Here is a 15,431-nt window from a genome sequence, read left to right as displayed (position 1 = left end):
GAGTCATCTTCTTTTCAAAAAAGAGGAGGATATTACATGCGTTTGGATAAATTGCTTTCTACCATTGGGTACGGAAGCCGAAAAGAAGTTAAAGGTCTTTTAAAGACTGGAGCTGTTAAGGTAGACGGTACAGCAGTTAAAGATGCTAAGGTCCACGTTAATCCAGATGAACAAGAAATAACTGTGCATGGCGAAGCCGTTTCTTACCGAGAATTTGTTTACTTTATGCTTCATAAGCCACAAGGCGTCATATCAGCAACAGAAGATTCTCTTCATGAAACAGTTTTGGACTTACTTGAACTTGACGATGCTGTGTATGACCCATTTCCGGTAGGGCGTTTAGATAAAGATACAGAAGGGCTCTTGCTGCTGACGAATGACGGTCAGCTTGCACATCAGCTGCTATCTCCTAAAAAACACGTTCCTAAAACATATTTTGCAAAAATTAATGCACCGGTGACTGAAGAAGATGCTGAAGCATTTAGACAAGGTGTCACTCTTGATGATGGATATGTAACAAAATCAGCAGAGTTAAAGATACTAACAAGCGGTGTGGAATCAGAAATTGAATTAACGATCGTTGAAGGGAAATTTCATCAAGTGAAGCGTATGTTTGAAGCAAGAGGAAAAAAAGTAACGTATTTAAAACGTTTATCTATGGGAGCTTTGCTATTAGACGAGTCGTTAGATTTAGGAGAGTATAGGGAGTTAACGGAAGAGGAACTAGCTTTATTGCAAAAATCAAATGCCTAAGAAGAGGCGAAAGAAAAAGGAACCTAAGTCTAAAATGGTTCCTTTTTTTGTCCACTTTATTAGACAAGTGAAACATTTCACGTTAAAGCACTTAAACGAGTACCAACTCTGCTTGACGTGCAAATGGAGCGGGGGACTATGCACTCGTCCAAGTCTTGACTTTCTACTGCGTAGAATTTTATCTCTATATATAAATCACTTACTACCCTTGAAATAAACTTACTAGGATGACATCTTGACCTTCTTTTGCGTAGTCGTCCATGTACCGCGACTTGGGCTGCGAACTAAATCATTATATGCTAACACATTCAAGTCACGCTGAATGGTTCTTGGTGTAATACCAAATTCGTCTACGAGCTCTTGCGTTGTAACTGTTCCATTTTTACAAATGAACATATAGACCGATTTGATACGAGTTAGCATTCGATTAGTTGAAGGTTTCAAAAAACCACTTCCTTATTCGTTTTTCGTAAGGCACAACTTCTTTATAACTCTGAGATGTCAAGCACTATTTCAGTCCTTATCCTTATTGTACACAAAATCGACAGAAAAATAAAAGAGAAAACGCAAATTAACACAATATTTACAAAAAATGATATAAATATGTAATCCTTTCGTAACATCTCCTTCCTCTATTTGCACATTTTTTATAGTATATGTAAACAATAAACAAATAGAATCCGTTTTTATCGATTGTGCCTACAAATTATTTCCCGAAATTTTGACTCTGTAAACCTTTGATATGAAAGGAAAGAGACAATTATTTCTTTCTATATAAAGGTATGATAAAGTTAAATTTACCAATAGTAATGATAGATACAATCTGTAAAAGTAGGAAAAGGAGACAAACAGATGACGGCAATTAATTGGAAAGAGGAAGTTCAAAAAAGAGAAGCTGAAATTCTAGCTGAGACGCAGCGTTTTCTACAAATTAAAAGTGTTTTGACAAGCACAGAGAAACAAGAAGAGCCATTTGGACCTGGAATTGCTCAAGCGCTTGACTTTCTTTTAAATAAAGGGAAAAATGACGGGTTTTCCGTCAAGAACGTAGACGGATATGCTGGTCATATTGAAGCAGGAGAAGGGAAAGATCTTCTTGGCATTCTTTGTCACGTAGACGTTGTTCCTGAAGGAGACGGTTGGTCGGTTGATTCATACGGCGGTGAAATAAAAGACGGGAAAATTTTTGCTAGAGGAGCAATCGATGACAAAGGCCCGACGATGGCTGCTTATTATGCGATGAAAATTGTGAAAGATTTAGGGCTTCCTCTATCTAAACGGGTTCGAATGATCATTGGAACGGATGAAGAAAGTGACTGGAGATGTGTGGACCACTACTTCAATCATGAAGAGATGCCAACTATGGGGTTTGCGCCGGATGCGGATTTTCCTATCATTTTTGCTGAAAAAGGCATTACAGACGTAGAAATTCGCCAGCAGCCAATTGAAGGAACAAAGGGAAGCGTTCAGCTTACATCATTTGTCTCTGGGCGACGCTACAATATGGTTCCTGATCTTGCAACAGCTGTTCTTGAATTCCATAGTGAAACGGATATTAAAAATAAATATGATCAATTTTTAAAGGATCAGTCTTTAAAAGGTTCAATAACAGAAAAGAGCGGTGTATACACACTTACTTTAGAAGGCGTTTCAGCACATGGCAGTGTGCCTGATAAAGGGAAAAATGCTGGACTTACACTTCTTCGCTTTTTACACACATTAGAACTTGATGAACAAGCTAATCAGTTTGTAGGTTATGCAAATGCGTATTTAGTCCAAGATGCACTAGGAGAAAAAATGGGCTTAAATCGCAAAGATGAGGTCACGGGTGATTTAACGATAAATGTTGGAATCATGTCTTACAATCAAGAAGAAGCGGGGCACTTTGGTTTAAACATTCGCTATCCTGTATCAGCTCATATTGACGATATTATTGATACGATTAAAGAAAAAAGTGAATCTTATCAAATGACCATCAAACATTTTACAGATTCTAAACCACATCACGTCGATCAAAAACATGAGCTTATTCAAACGCTTCAAAAGGTTTACCAAGAACAAACAAATGAAGAACCTACACTTATTTCAATTGGAGGAGGAACATATGCCAGAGCATTAGAAGCGGGTGTGGCATTTGGACCTCTTTTCCCAGGCCGTGAAGAAGTAGCGCATGAAAAAGACGAGTACATGGTAATTGAAGATTTACTTCGTGCAACAGCTATTTATGCACAGGCTATTTACGAATTAGCTAAATAAAAAAGCGAACGCCTTTGCGTTCGCTTTTTTATTATTCAAATGAGAACAGGTCGCTTGATAAATAACGTTCACCTGTATCGCAAGCAATACATACGACCACTTGATCAGGAGATAATTTTTTGGCTACCTCGATAGCAGCATAGCACGCAGCGCCAGATGAAGGACCGACTAAAATTCCTTCTTCAGAAGCCAAGCGTCGCGTAATATCGTAGGCTTGTTCATCTTTAATTTTTAAAATTTCGTCGTAAACATCTACATTAAGAGTATCAGGAATAAATCCAGGGCTTGTTCCTACAAGCTTGTGCTTCCCAGGTCTTCCTCCAGATAATACAGGGGACCCAGCTGGTTCCACAACATGAACGGTCATATTTGGGTAGTTTTCTCTTAGGACTTCACCAGTTCCTGTAATCGTTCCGCCTGTTCCAGCAGTAGCAACAAAAGCAGATAGGTCTTTGCCTAACTCGTTCATTGCCTCGATAATTTCTTTAGCAGTCGTTTTTCGATGAGCGTCAGGGTTTGCATTATTTTCAAACTGCATGGGCATAAATGCATTTGGAATTTCTTTTGTAAGCTCTTCTGCCTTGCGGATTGCTCCAGGCATTTTCTCATCACCCGGTGTTAGAACAACTTCAGCACCATATGCTTTTAACAAGTTAATTCGTTCTTGAGTCATGGTATCTGGCATGACTAAAATAGAACGATAACCTCTTGCCGCTGCATTCATAGCTAAGCCAATACCTGTATTTCCGCTCGTTGGTTCAATAATAGTAGAATTTTCATTGAGCAAGCCTGCTTTTTCAGCTTCCACGATCATATTAAAAGCAGCACGGTCTTTTACACTACGGCTCGGATTAAAAAACTCTAGTTTTAAGTAAACGGATGCTCCATCTGCAGGTTGAAGACGATTCAACTTAACAAGAGGTGTCTCGCCAATCAAATCAGCCATATTGTTAACAACTTTCATTTTTCTCATCCTTTTCTTATAAAAATTCTCTGTATTGTTTCTATGATAACACAAATTCTTATTTTTTAAGCACATGACAAATTTTCAGAAAAACCTCTCTATTTCATCCGAAAAAACCTTTAAAATAGATCTAGCTCTTTTTGAGCATAACCAATTGGGGAAAGATAATAAAAAGAAAAGGAGCGATTTGATGAAAGGCGATAAACATTATTTTATTGGAATCAACGTGCCTGTATCCATTGCACATCAGGCAGAAAATTGGGCAAAGAAATTAATACCTTTTCCTTTCAAACAATGGACATACCCTGACGATTATCATATAACGCTACAATTTTTAGGGTTTTTAGATGAAAAAAAGGAAAAGCTGATTACGCGCTTAAAAGAAGTAGCCTCCCGTCATTCAAGTTTTTCGCTGCAGACAGGTCAGTACGATGTGTTCGGTGCGTATAACAAGCCTAGAGTTCTTTATGTAAGCCTTAGGCCAAATGATAAGCTTATGAATCTGCAAAGGGATATACAGGCCGTATGGGAAGATCTAAGCGGCTTATACGAAAAACGTCCTTATCGTCCTCATATTACGATTGCAAAGAAGTGGGGAGGGGAAGCCGGACTTTTGGAAGAACAGTTAAAGCAAACGTCGATTGAAGAACAGTTTCAAGTAAGTTCGTTTGCCCTTTTTGAAGTTCATCCTGCTAGCAAACCTAAATATAAAAAAATACTATCTTTTTCCTTGCAGTCACAGTAGCATATGAACATACAAGCATGGAGAGAGGTTATTTAAAAATCACTCTTATCAAAGGAAAGAAAACGCCGATGATAATAGAGAAATCATCGGCGAACAAAGTTTTAGAGGAATTTTAATTAGGGGATTGATGTAAACGTGGCGCAGCTACTTAAGGTGCAAGATTATATTTCCCGTTATGAAAAAGACGTTTATCACTACACGTCTCAGTTTAATCACTTAAAAAAGCATAATTGGAAGAAAGCAAAGCAATTATTTGAAGAAGGGCTATTACATGAGCCGCCTGTACAAGAAGAAACAAAAGCTCAACGTTCATTTTTGCAAAAAGCAAAAGAGCGGTTTACAAGAAAAAAAGAAACGTGTGAAGTGGAAGAAGCGTTCTCTAGCGATAGCGTGGAAAATCAAGAGCTATTGAGGTTTACAACTCTTCCACAAACAGCGGAAGACTTGAAAATATTGTTTTTAGAAAATGTATTTGATCTTCAAATGAAATGGGCTACATCCACTTTATTTGAGTTCTCACAAGCAGATCGTAAATATTACCATGATGAAGCTCTCCGTTATTTTATTCAGCGCTTTCCTGATACCTGTCTCGTGATGTACAAGCCTGTTTTCTTAATTAATAAAGCTCCGGTAGAAGGAGATATCATTATTGTTACTCCAACGGAAACCCTCTGTATTTGTTTAATAGAAACATATAAAAGCGCTGTTTTTCAGTATTCAAAAGAAAATTTTTGGACAGAGTTAAGAGGAAGAGATCAAAAAAAGATATTAAATCCTTTAATTGGGTTAAATCGAACAGAGCAAATTGTCCGAAGCATCTATCGTACTCACGATATTGAACATAACGTAAAGAAAATATTACTGAGCAGAAATGGATACATTGATTACGCTGCGGAGCCTTATCAGGTTGAATTTGTAGATGCTAGAAAGTATGAAGAGTGGTTTTATGAACTTAGGAAATCTAAAGCACCTTTAAAGTTTAAGCAGATGAAAGCAGCTCAAGTATTGCTCGAACACAGCCAGAGTATTTATTTTGACCGGGAATTCGAAGCAGGTGAATAATACGAACATTCACGCTATGAAAGTGCTTTCGTTTTTGCGTTTGCTACATATAATGCTACTAAAGAGGTAATTGGCATAAGGAGGAGAAAAGGATGACTGGTGATAATAAGTTTCAGGCTTATTTAGATCAAATAGATCGTATTACTCTTTTAGTTCCAACTTCTTATCATGAAGGTCAAATTGATTTTTTTGTGATTAAAAGTACACAAATGCATGAGACCATCTCTATTGAAAACGTACATGAATTAGAAGGTTTTATCAAATATGAAGGCAAGGTTGAAGGTAGCATAGAAATTGGACAGTCGTACGTTATCTGTGATAATTATGGGGAGAAAGTTCCGCTGCAGGTAGGGGCTGTTATACGAACCAAAGAGTTTGATGAGAGATTTTATTATAATCAAAATGATTTGGGTGCAGCATTTTATTCAGATCATATTATGATAAAAATTTGGGCCCCGACTGCATCAGCAGTGGTTTTAAAATTAATACATGCAAACAGCGGGAAGGAAGAACTGTACGTCATGGCTCGTCAAAGAAAAGGCGTATGGGAAAAGGAACTTCCCTTAGATAAAGAAGGGTATTATTATCGATTTTTAATAGATGTAAACGGCCGGACAAATGAAGCGGTGGATCCTTATGCCGGTGCAGCTACAGCAAATAGTGAATACGGGGTTCTGATAAATCTTCATACAGCCTATGTTCATCTCCATGAAAAGCCACCTTTCCTTCAGCCAACGGATGCCGTTATTTACGAAATGCACGTTCGCGACTTTTCTATTCATCCTTCAAGCGGGATAGAAAAAAGGGTACGTACCTAGCTGTTACTGAATCAAGCGGGCAGCCAGGCAAAACAACAGGTCTTCATTATTTAAAAGAGCTAGGAGTGACCCACCTTGAATTTCTTCCTATTAACGACTTTGGCGGAGTAGATGAATTAAATCCTCATGCTTCTTATAATTGGGGGTATAATCCATTGTTGTTTAATGTACCAGAAGGAAGCTACTCCGCTGACCCTTCAAATCCTGCCACTCGTATTGCTGAAGTGAAACAATTAATATCAACACTTCATCAACAGGGATTCCGTGTTATTATAGATGTAGTTTATAATCACGTATTTGTACGAGAGGAATCACCTTTTGAAAAAATTGTTCCGGGCTATTATTTTCGACATGATGAGTTTGGGATGCCTTCGAACGGGACGGGAGTAGGAAATGATTTTGCTTCTGAACGGAAAATGGCGCAAAAGTTTATTATCGATTCAGTATTATTTTGGATAAAAGAGTACGACGTTGATGGGTTTCGCTTTGACCTCATGGGGATTTTAGATATAGAAACGATGAACATGATTCGGGAAAAAATAAATGAAATTGATTCTACTATTTTGGTGTTTGGCGAAGGCTGGGATTTAAATACTCCTCTCCCCTACAATCAAAAAGCAATTATGGCGAATGCCCGCCAAACGCCTCAAATCGGCTATTTTAATGATCGCTTTCGAGATTCTGTAAAAGGAAGCACGTTTGATGTGTATGAAAAAGGTTTTATCAGCGGAAATATTCATCAAAAAGAGACCGTGCAATCTGTGATAGCGGGGAGCATTCTGGATAAAGAAGACAGCCGGGCTTTATTTATAAATCCAGCACAATCAGTTAATTACGTTGAATCACATGATAACCATACGCTGTGGGATAAGTTAACGAATTCAAACGGAGAAGAAGACGAAGACACTCGTAGAAGTCGTCACCGCCTTGCTACTGCTATTGTACTTCTTTCGCAAGGCATACCGTTTCTTCATAGTGGTCAAGAGTTTTACCGCACTAAACAAGGCGTAGAGAACAGCTACAATTCACCCGATGATATTAATGCACTTGATTGGAATCGACGGATCAAATTTTCTCCTGATGTGAATTGGGTTCAAGAGCTGATTCGTATTCGCAAACAGCACGGTGCATTTCGCTTGGGAGATGCTTCAGCGATTAGGCAGCATGTCTCTTTCCTAAACACGCCGCAATCCGTTATTGGCTATTGCTTATCAAACGTATTGGCTTACGGTCCGTGGAAGAATATTATCGTGTTTTTTAATCAAGGCCTAATGGAAGAAAAAGTAGTTTTGCCAGAAGGACCATGGAAAATAGCACTTGATCATTGTAAAGTATATAAAAATGGGTATCCTACTATAGAGGATAATGCTATAAACGTTTCAAAGCTTAGCGTTCTTATTTTATTTCAAACGTAATTATTGTCTTCAACCACTTGACGAAAAAAGTGTGATGGAGATAATATTTATAAAGGATGGCTATTGATACATATCCTCAATAGCCGTCTTTTTTATTTACTAAGAAAATAACGTCATGATGTCTTAATAGATTGCTTTATTGAGTGAAATTTTTAAACGAAATGTGTGTGTTGAAATTGAAGGTGAATTGGTTGGAAGATATATTAGGAAGCGAATGGGAAATTACTCCTGCTGGCGGAGCGACAGGAGAAGCTTATTTTGCAAAATTTCAAGACCGAAAGCTTTTTTTAAAGCGTAATTCATCACCTTTTTTAGCAGTATTGTCAGCTGAAGGAATTGTACCGAAGCTCGTGTGGACAAGACGAATGGAAAATGGAGATGTGATCACAGCTCAGCACTGGCTAGATGGTCGAGAATTAAAACCAAAAGATATGAATTCGAGTCGAGTGACAGAATTGCTTAGTAAAATTCATCATTCAAACGAGTTATTAGATATGTTGAAAAGGTTGGGAAAAACACCGCTTCTTCCCGAAGACGTGCTAGCCGATATTGTAGAGAATGTGGACGAGCGACTTCAAAAAGAAAGTATTGTAGAGCAGGGAATCAGTTATTTACAAGCAGAACTTCCGTCCGTTCAGACAGATAAATATGTTGTGTGTCACTGTGATGTGAACCACAATAACTGGATGCTTGGAGAGAATACGCAGCTATATTTAATCGACTGGGACGGAGCGATGATTGCAGATCCTGCTATTGATTTAGGTTTATTGCTTTATTGGTACATCAATCCATCTCAGTGGGAAGAATGGCTTGAGCATTATGGGGTTGAACTAACCGAGAACTTGAAAAAGAGAATGAAGTGGTATGTGATAAGTCAAACCATTTTATTCATTGAATGGCATCGTTCGAAAAATGAACATTCTGAAATGAATTACTGGCTTGAATATCTTCGGATGTTGCTCGTCAACGACATTCAAGCACAGTAGCAAAGATTATGACAAGGTAGATAGTTCTTGGACCCATTGTGATAAATTTTGTTGATTGGTTTGAATATGTTCGTCTAAATGAGCAGCACTTTTTGCATCTTGCGTGTATTTATACACGTTTTGTAGTGTTGCTTGTACGTCTGTGCTAGCGTATCCTTTTGCTAACATTGATTGAATTAAACGTTCAACCTGTTCACATTCCGCAACCGTTCCGCAGCAATCACTTTGATGATTAGATAAAATATCTTTTAATATATTCATTTGGTGTTCGGCATTTAAAGGCATTAAGCATCATCCTTTCTCGTATGATGCTCTTATTTTTTTCTATCTAAACACAATTATGCATGAGAATGTCGGTTGTTTCGAATAACCGACATTTTCAATGCGTCAAAATACATTAAAGAGGTGCAACATGAGATTACGAAACAAACCTTGGGCAAAAGATAAAATTGCTAAAAATCCCCAATACGTGGTTCCAAACCCAGCAGAGTATAAAGGAAACTGGAAAGAGGTTTTTGGAAACGAAAATCCTCTTCATATTGAAGTAGGAACAGGAAAAGGCCAATTTTTAGTAGGGATGGCTAAACAAAATCCGCATATCAACTATATTGGAATTGAAATGTATGAAAGTGTCATCTTAAGTGCTCTAGAACGACTGATTGAAGAAGAGCTTCCAAATTTAAAGCTGTTGAATGTAGATGCTAACCATCTTAGTGAGTTTTTTGCAAAAAATGACGTGGATCGCGTTTATCTCAATTTCTCTGATCCATGGCCAAAAAAGAGACATGCCAAACGCCGTTTAACATACAAAACGTTCTTAAGCATGTATGAAAACCTGCTGGTTGATGGTGGAGAAATTCACTTTAAAACAGATAATCAAGGGCTATTTGAATATTCATTGACAAGCTTTTCAGAATATGGGCTTCTTCTCAAATACATTAGCTTAGATTTGCATAAAAGCGATTTTGAAGGCAATGTTATGACGGAATATGAAGAGAAATTTTCACAAAAAGGCAGCCGCATTTACCGCTGTGAAGTAAAATACCTGAACGAAAAAGACTGAGTTCCTCAGTCTTTTTTTTTCAAAAAGAGAAGAAGATAGTGATAAAATAAAAAGGAATATAATGGAGGTGTAAAATGGAAACGTTAACAATAGGCGGATTAAAAGTGACATGGCTTCGTGGAGGGAATAATCATTTAGACGGAGGAGCAATGTTTGGTGTTGTTCCAAAAGAGCTTTGGACAAAAAAATATCCTATCTCAGAAGGAAATCGAATTCCAATGAGGACTGATCCTTTGCTCGTTCAAACTGAAAAACACCTCATGTTAATTGATGCAGGCATAGGGAATGGTATGTTGGATGAGAAAAAAAAGCGTCATTTTGGTGTAACACAAGAATCATTTATTGCTGAAGATTTACAAAAGTTAGGGTTTAAGTGCGAAGATATTACTCATGTCATTATGACGCATCTTCACTTTGATCATGTGTCAGGCTTAACAAAATGTATCAACGGACATTTTTCCTCTGCTTTTCCAAATGCAAGAATTTTTGTTAGTGAAATCGAGTGGAATGAAATGAGAAATCCTAATATACGTTCTAAAAATACGTATTGGAAACAAAATTGGGAATTTATTCAGCATCAAGTAATAACATTTAGCGACAAAGATGAAATTGTGCCTGGAGTAACGATTCATCATACCGGCGGTCACAGCGATGGTCATGCTGTAGTTGTATTAAAAGGAAACAATGACATCTTAGTGCATATGGGCGATCTGTTGCCAACACATGCACATCAAAATGTCTTATGGGTAATGGCATATGATGATTATCCAATGACTTCGATTGAACAAAAGCAGCAGTGGCTAGCTTATGCCTATGAGAATCAAGCTTGGCTAAGTTTTTATCATGATGCTTTTTATCGAGCTGTAAAATGGGATAATAAAGGAGAAATAGTTGACGAAATTAAACGGATGCATTCAGCGTCAATTCAATAATAGCACCGCTTTTTTTATCAATGAAAAACTCGTAATGTTCCTGTTTTGCATCACGTGTTCTGATAATTCCACCTGTATAACCATAAAAAGAGAGACCATGTTTTTGAATGACTTTAGTCGTTGTTTCAATCCATGAGCCGTCGATTGCCCCATTTTGTTTAAAAGCGCTTTTAACAATCGTAAGGGCTTCCGATGAGGAAATTGACGACTTTCTTTTTTGAATAATATAAGCGCTTGCAAATCCGACTGCAGCTCCTGCTATTAGTTGAGTCCATTTCACGTTATTCACCTGCTTTTTAAGGATATGTTTTCATCATTATATCAAATTGTCGAATGCTTTGTTAAGTTGAGTCATAGAAGAGAAGGACGGAACTAGCAACTATTTCCGGTTTTCGATACAATAAAGAAAATGATACATAAAGGAGAGTATATATGAACAATGAAACGCTATCTCTATTTAAAACATTAACGGAGTTACCAGGTGCCGCTGGAAACGAACATCAAGTACGTTCATTTATGCGCTCGCAAATTGAACCCCTTGTAGATGAAGTCATTCAAGATGGGTTAGGAAGTTTATTCGGCGTTCGATATAATGAAGAAAAAGGTCCTAAAGTAATGGTAGCGGGACATATGGACGAAGTAGGATTTATGGTTACGTCTGTAACAGATAAAGGAATGCTTCGTTTTCAAACTCTAGGAGGATGGTGGAGTCAAGTACTGCTAGCTCAACGCGTCCATGTTGTTACAAAAAAAGGTCCTATCACTGGCGTAATTGCTTCCATCCCTCCCCATTTATTAGACGAATCACAGCGCAACAAGCCAATGGCCATTAAAAATATGATGATTGATGTGGGCGCAGATAGCAAGCAGGAAGTAGCAGAAATGGGCATTCGTCCTGGCGATCAAATTGTACCGATTTGTCCGTTTACGCCAATGGCAAATGAAAAGAAAATACTGGCGAAAGCATGGGATAACCGCTATGGGTGCGGACTTGCGATTGAATTATTAAAAGAAGTAAAAAATGAAAAATTGCCAAATATCTTATATTCTGGAGCTACTGTTCAAGAAGAAGTAGGGCTTCGCGGTGCTCAATCAGCTGCGAATATGATTAAACCGGATTTGTTTTATGCACTAGATGCTAGTCCAGCTAACGATACATCAGGCGATAAAAATGCGTTTGGACAATTAGGAAAAGGCGTATTACTTCGTATCTTTGACCGTACGATGGTCACACATAGAGGAATGAGAGAATTTATTTTAGATACAGCTGAGACAAACAGCATCCCTTATCAATACTTTGTTTCTCCAGGAGGTACGGATGCAGGGCGCGTTCATACTTCTAATAATGGAGTTCCTTCTGCGGTAATCGGCGTATGTTCACGTTATATTCATACTCATGCGTCTATGATTCATGTAGATGACTATGCAGCCGCAAAAGAATTACTAGTCAAACTTGTACGTTCTACAGACCAAACAATGCTCGATACGATTAAGCAAAACGGATAAAAAGAACAAAGCAGCTGCTTTTGCGGTTGCTTTGTTTCATAATGACAGGAGAAAAAAATGAAAATTGCAATCGGAACGAAGAATCCAACAAAAGTAAATGCAGTAAAAAAAGTATTTGGAGATACTTTTACATATGTAGAGGTAGCCGTGCAGTCCGGGGTGTCGCCACAGCCTTTTTCTGACGAAGAAACCATCCAAGGAGCGGTTAACCGCGCGCGTGCTGCTGTCAAAGAGACAGGTGCTGATATTGGTATCGGGCTTGAAGGAGGGGTGCAGGAAACGCCTCATGGCTTATTCCTTTGCAATTGGGGAAGTCTCGTTACCTGTAAGGACCTTGAACCGATTTTAGGTGGAGGGGCTCGTATTCAGCTTCCTGAAGCGGTAGCCGGTATGCTTCGTCATGATAAAAAAGAATTAGCCGAAGCTATGGAAGTGTATACAAACCAAAAGAATATTCGAAAAAAAGAAGGAGCAATCGGTATTTTTACCAATGGAAATTTAGATCGGACCGCTATGTTTTATCAGGTTGTTTTAATGCTAAAAGGACAGCTGGATTTTAGGACAAATCAAGCTATTCAATAGGAAATTTCTTTGTAACCCTTTATAATAGAAAAGCATCAGTGTATGATAGTTGCAACAACTCATATACTATGTTTTGATGTAGAAGGATTAAATAATGTATAGGACTTTAGCCGTTTAAATACGAAAGTAAAAGAAAAAGTGGAGGAAAGAAAAATGGAAAAAATGCAAACAATTGAACAATACAAAGAAATCATTAAAGAAGGAAAACATATCATGATGTTTTCAGCAGACTGGTGCCCAGATTGCCGAGTAATCGAGCCTGTGCTTCCAGAAATTGAGGCGAATCATAGCGAGTATACATTTCACTATGTCGACCGCGACGACTTTATCGATCTTTGTGCAGAATTAAGCATCTTTGGAATTCCAAGCTTTGTTGGTTACAGCAACGGAGAAGAAACAGGGCGTTTTGTCAGCAAAGACCGTAAAACAAAAGAAGAAATTGAAGAGTTTATTAACGGCTTAAATGCATAAATCAAGTGAAGACTGATAGCGATCTACAGCTATCAGTCTTCATACATAAAAATGAGAAAAGGAGGCGTAAATATGGCGAAAATGAATAGTCAAAAGATGAGAAAACTACTAGAAGAGCGATTAACGGGTGCGGATTGGTCATTTTTATTTGATCGTGAAAAAGATACGCTGCGCGTTGAACATCAGGAAACGAAAAAAGGTGTAACCATTTCTTTACCTGGGCTAATTGCAAAATGGGAAGAAAAAAAGGAAGCGGCTCTAGATGAAATGGTATATTATATAAAAGAAGCTCTTCGTGTTATGAACGATGAACAGCAGGTAACGGGAAAAGAAAAGCGCATTTATCCAGTTATTCGCTCAACGTCTTTTCCAGATAAATCGAATGAAGACGTGCCGTTGATTTATGATGAACATACAGCTGAAACACGCATTTATTATGCGCTTGATTTAGGCAATACATATCGTCTATTAGATGAGAAACTAATTCGCAAGGAAAATTTAGATCTATCCGCAGTGCGGGAAATGGCTAAATTTAATCTTCGCTCTTTGCCGATTTCACATAAAAAAGATACGGTAGCAGGCAATGATTTTTATTTTGTAAATCAGAACGATGGATACGATGCAAGCCGAATTCTTAACGAGGCATTTTTGCAAGATTTTGCTTCTAGTGTTTCGGGCACAATGGCTGTAGCAGTACCTCATCAAGATGTGCTGATTCTAGCTGATATCAAAAACGAAACGGGTTATGATATTCTTGCGCAAATGACCATGAGCTTTTTTGCAAGTGGACGTGTACCCATCACAGCTCTTTCATTTTTATACGAAAACGGTGAGCTAGAACCTATTTTTATTCTAGGAAAAAATCGTAGTAAAGGACGGGACTAATTATGAATCTTTTTTATAATAAAGAAGGTATCGGCGATACATTAATCGTCAAGCTAGAAGATATCGCAATTGAAAATCGCACGTTTGAAACAAAAGGCGACGTTGTGCGTATCTTTGATCAAAAATCAAATATAACAGCCGGCTATAACATCTTTCATGCTTCTTCTAAGTTAAAAGTAGAGGGAAATGGTTCTCTTGAATTAACAGAAGAAATGGTGGAAGAAGTAAATCGTGTACTTAGCGAAAGCGGTTTTGAAGGTAAACTTGAAGTGGATTTATCTCCTAAATTTGTAGTGGGATATGTTCAAGAAAAAGAAAAGCATCCAAATGCAGATAAGCTGAATATCTGTAAAGTAGATGTTGGCACAGAGACACTTCAAATTGTGTGTGGAGCACCAAATGTAGACGCAGGTCAAAAAGTCGTGGTAGCAAAAGTAGGAGCGGTTATGCCAAGTGGTATGATCATTAAAGATGCAGAGCTGCGCGGTGTACCTTCTTCAGGTATGATTTGCTCTGCTAAAGAGCTGGCGCTTCCGAACGCTCCTCAAGAAAAAGGGATTTTAGTACTTGAAGACAAATATGAAGTAGGTCAACCTTTTCAAGCATAAAAGCAGAGTGCCATACTGATTTATAGGGCAAAAGCATGATGTTTTTTTACACGTATATTTCAAAGCGTTACAGTTGCTGAAAAGCAATTGTCAATTCTTAAAAAGGTTTGTTAAAATTAAAAGCCACTAGTATATACTAGTGGCTTTTTTCGCGTTTAATTATGAGTGCTAACTAGACGCAAAAAAATATTTTTGCAAAGAGGAATTTTACTGTATAAATAAGGGAAGCAAAATAGTAGATTTTATAGTAAGAGTTCAAGCATACGTGATAGAATGATAAATGAAAAGATAGTATATATATCCATCTCAGAGAATACTTTGAGGCCAAAGGTAAATAAAGGATGCATGGATAGCTTTTTGTAGATATCGCAGCACTGCGGTATAA

Annotated in this window: 16 protein-coding genes and 1 pseudogene; 13 read left to right on the top strand and 4 right to left on the bottom strand. The window is 37.8% G+C overall.

All coding sequences use genetic code 11. The annotated features are described in order from the left end of the window. Window positions 1-36: 36 nt before the first annotated feature. On the top strand, window positions 37-753 hold the full coding sequence (locus tag Q5794_RS24830) for a pseudouridine synthase (protein ID WP_028410484.1): 717 nt from the start codon (window positions 37-39) through the stop codon (window positions 751-753). Between the two features lie 222 nt (window positions 754-975). Here the strand turns inward: Q5794_RS24830 and Q5794_RS24825 are convergent, their stop codons facing one another. Beyond that, window positions 976-1,197 (bottom strand): DeoR family transcriptional regulator, encoded by a 222-nt coding sequence (locus tag Q5794_RS24825; RefSeq protein ID WP_013059517.1) that lies wholly within the window; start codon window positions 1,195-1,197, stop codon window positions 976-978. 408 nt (window positions 1,198-1,605) lie between these two features. On the opposite strand from Q5794_RS24825, the gene pepV reads away from it, so the two are divergent. Next, window positions 1,606-3,009 carry a dipeptidase PepV gene (gene pepV, locus Q5794_RS24820; protein ID WP_374988513.1) on the top strand — a complete coding sequence of 468 codons (1,404 nt, stop codon included), beginning with the start codon at window positions 1,606-1,608 and terminating at the stop codon, window positions 3,007-3,009. 31 nt (window positions 3,010-3,040) lie between these two features. On the opposite strand, the gene cysK is transcribed toward pepV, so the two are convergent. Then, complete coding sequence (gene cysK / locus Q5794_RS24815) at window positions 3,041-3,973, bottom strand: cysteine synthase A (RefSeq protein ID WP_013085245.1); 933 nt, start codon at window positions 3,971-3,973, stop codon at window positions 3,041-3,043. A gap of 190 nt (window positions 3,974-4,163) precedes the next feature. Between cysK and thpR the strand changes: the two genes are divergently transcribed. The 4 genes and pseudogenes from thpR (at window position 4,164) to Q5794_RS24795 (ending at window position 8,999) form a co-directional block, all read left to right on the top strand. Next, on the top strand, window positions 4,164-4,718 hold the full coding sequence (gene thpR, locus Q5794_RS24810; protein WP_214987570.1) for an RNA 2',3'-cyclic phosphodiesterase: 555 nt from the start codon (window positions 4,164-4,166) through the stop codon (window positions 4,716-4,718). A 135-nt stretch (window positions 4,719-4,853) separates the two neighbouring features. Beyond that, window positions 4,854-5,780 carry a hypothetical protein gene (locus Q5794_RS24805; protein WP_121946078.1) on the top strand — a complete coding sequence of 309 codons (927 nt, stop codon included), beginning with the start codon at window positions 4,854-4,856 and terminating at the stop codon, window positions 5,778-5,780. A 92-nt stretch (window positions 5,781-5,872) separates the two neighbouring features. Next, window positions 5,873-8,013, top strand: a pseudogene (gene pulA / locus Q5794_RS24800) (type I pullulanase). A 191-nt stretch (window positions 8,014-8,204) separates the two neighbouring features. Next, window positions 8,205-8,999 (top strand): phosphotransferase family protein, encoded by a 795-nt coding sequence (locus Q5794_RS24795; RefSeq protein WP_028410490.1) that lies wholly within the window; start codon window positions 8,205-8,207, stop codon window positions 8,997-8,999. Window positions 9,000-9,005: 6 nt separating this feature from the next. Here Q5794_RS24795 and Q5794_RS24790 read toward each other — a convergent pair whose 3' ends face one another. Further along, window positions 9,006-9,284: a YtzH-like family protein gene (locus Q5794_RS24790; RefSeq protein WP_013059510.1), complete on the bottom strand. Its 279-nt coding sequence runs from the start codon at window positions 9,282-9,284 to the stop codon at window positions 9,006-9,008. A 127-nt stretch (window positions 9,285-9,411) separates the two neighbouring features. Here Q5794_RS24790 and trmB point away from each other — a divergent pair, with 127 nt between their 5' ends. Both trmB and Q5794_RS24780 read left to right on the top strand, forming a co-directional pair. Further along, window positions 9,412-10,062 carry a tRNA (guanosine(46)-N7)-methyltransferase TrmB gene (gene trmB, locus Q5794_RS24785; RefSeq protein ID WP_328262422.1) on the top strand — a complete coding sequence of 217 codons (651 nt, stop codon included), beginning with the start codon at window positions 9,412-9,414 and terminating at the stop codon, window positions 10,060-10,062. A 74-nt stretch (window positions 10,063-10,136) separates the two neighbouring features. Further along, window positions 10,137-10,994, top strand: coding sequence for an MBL fold metallo-hydrolase (locus Q5794_RS24780; protein ID WP_374988512.1), 858 nt, complete (start codon window positions 10,137-10,139; stop codon window positions 10,992-10,994). Here Q5794_RS24780 and Q5794_RS24775 read toward each other — a convergent pair. After that, the gene (locus tag Q5794_RS24775; protein ID WP_014457991.1) at window positions 10,963-11,274 is read right to left on the bottom strand and encodes a PepSY domain-containing protein; all 312 of its coding nucleotides are present in this window, start codon (window positions 11,272-11,274) and stop codon (window positions 10,963-10,965) included. The two genes, Q5794_RS24780 and Q5794_RS24775, sit on opposite strands and share 32 nt — an antisense overlap. A gap of 152 nt (window positions 11,275-11,426) precedes the next feature. On the opposite strand from Q5794_RS24775, the gene Q5794_RS24770 reads away from it, so the two are divergent. From Q5794_RS24770 to ytpR, 5 genes are all read left to right on the top strand, one after another. Beyond that, window positions 11,427-12,500, top strand: coding sequence for a M42 family metallopeptidase (locus Q5794_RS24770; protein ID WP_214987566.1), 1,074 nt, complete (start codon window positions 11,427-11,429; stop codon window positions 12,498-12,500). Window positions 12,501-12,557: 57 nt separating this feature from the next. Then, complete coding sequence (locus Q5794_RS24765) at window positions 12,558-13,082, top strand: DUF84 family protein (RefSeq protein ID WP_214987565.1); 525 nt, start codon at window positions 12,558-12,560, stop codon at window positions 13,080-13,082. 153 nt (window positions 13,083-13,235) lie between these two features. Further along, window positions 13,236-13,553, top strand: a complete 318-nt coding sequence (locus Q5794_RS24760) for a thioredoxin family protein (protein ID WP_013059504.1) — start codon at window positions 13,236-13,238, stop codon at window positions 13,551-13,553. A 72-nt stretch (window positions 13,554-13,625) separates the two neighbouring features. Next, window positions 13,626-14,438 carry a DUF1444 domain-containing protein gene (locus Q5794_RS24755; protein WP_374988511.1) on the top strand — a complete coding sequence of 271 codons (813 nt, stop codon included), beginning with the start codon at window positions 13,626-13,628 and terminating at the stop codon, window positions 14,436-14,438. A gap of 2 nt (window positions 14,439-14,440) precedes the next feature. Continuing rightward, complete coding sequence (gene ytpR / locus Q5794_RS24750) at window positions 14,441-15,046, top strand: YtpR family tRNA-binding protein (RefSeq protein ID WP_282279034.1); 606 nt, start codon at window positions 14,441-14,443, stop codon at window positions 15,044-15,046. The last annotated feature ends 385 nt before the right edge of the window (window positions 15,047-15,431 follow it).

Origin of the sequence: Priestia megaterium (genome assembly GCF_041941685.1) — a bacterium.
Lineage (GTDB): Bacteria > Bacillota > Bacilli > Bacillales > Bacillaceae_H > Priestia > Priestia megaterium_C.
The sequence above is the reverse complement of the archived record's forward strand: the minus strand, read 5'-3'. Positions and strand labels throughout refer to the sequence as shown.

Coding starts and splice junctions, on each gene's coding strand:
- Q5794_RS24830 (WP_028410484.1), top strand. CDS start 37: ATGCGTTTGGATAAATTGCTTTCTACCATTGGGTACGGAAGCCGAAAA.
- pepV (WP_374988513.1), top strand. CDS start 1,606: ATGACGGCAATTAATTGGAAAGAGGAAGTTCAAAAAAGAGAAGCTGAA.
- cysK (WP_013085245.1), bottom strand. CDS start 3,973: ATGAAAGTTGTTAACAATATGGCTGATTTGATTGGCGAGACACCTCTT.
- thpR (WP_214987570.1), top strand. CDS start 4,164: ATGAAAGGCGATAAACATTATTTTATTGGAATCAACGTGCCTGTATCC.
- Q5794_RS24790 (WP_013059510.1), bottom strand. CDS start 9,284: ATGCCTTTAAATGCCGAACACCAAATGAATATATTAAAAGATATTTTA.
- trmB (WP_328262422.1), top strand. CDS start 9,412: ATGAGATTACGAAACAAACCTTGGGCAAAAGATAAAATTGCTAAAAAT.
- Q5794_RS24780 (WP_374988512.1), top strand. CDS start 10,137: ATGGAAACGTTAACAATAGGCGGATTAAAAGTGACATGGCTTCGTGGA.
- Q5794_RS24770 (WP_214987566.1), top strand. CDS start 11,427: ATGAACAATGAAACGCTATCTCTATTTAAAACATTAACGGAGTTACCA.
- Q5794_RS24765 (WP_214987565.1), top strand. CDS start 12,558: ATGAAAATTGCAATCGGAACGAAGAATCCAACAAAAGTAAATGCAGTA.
- Q5794_RS24760 (WP_013059504.1), top strand. CDS start 13,236: ATGGAAAAAATGCAAACAATTGAACAATACAAAGAAATCATTAAAGAA.
- Q5794_RS24755 (WP_374988511.1), top strand. CDS start 13,626: ATGGCGAAAATGAATAGTCAAAAGATGAGAAAACTACTAGAAGAGCGA.
- ytpR (WP_282279034.1), top strand. CDS start 14,441: ATGAATCTTTTTTATAATAAAGAAGGTATCGGCGATACATTAATCGTC.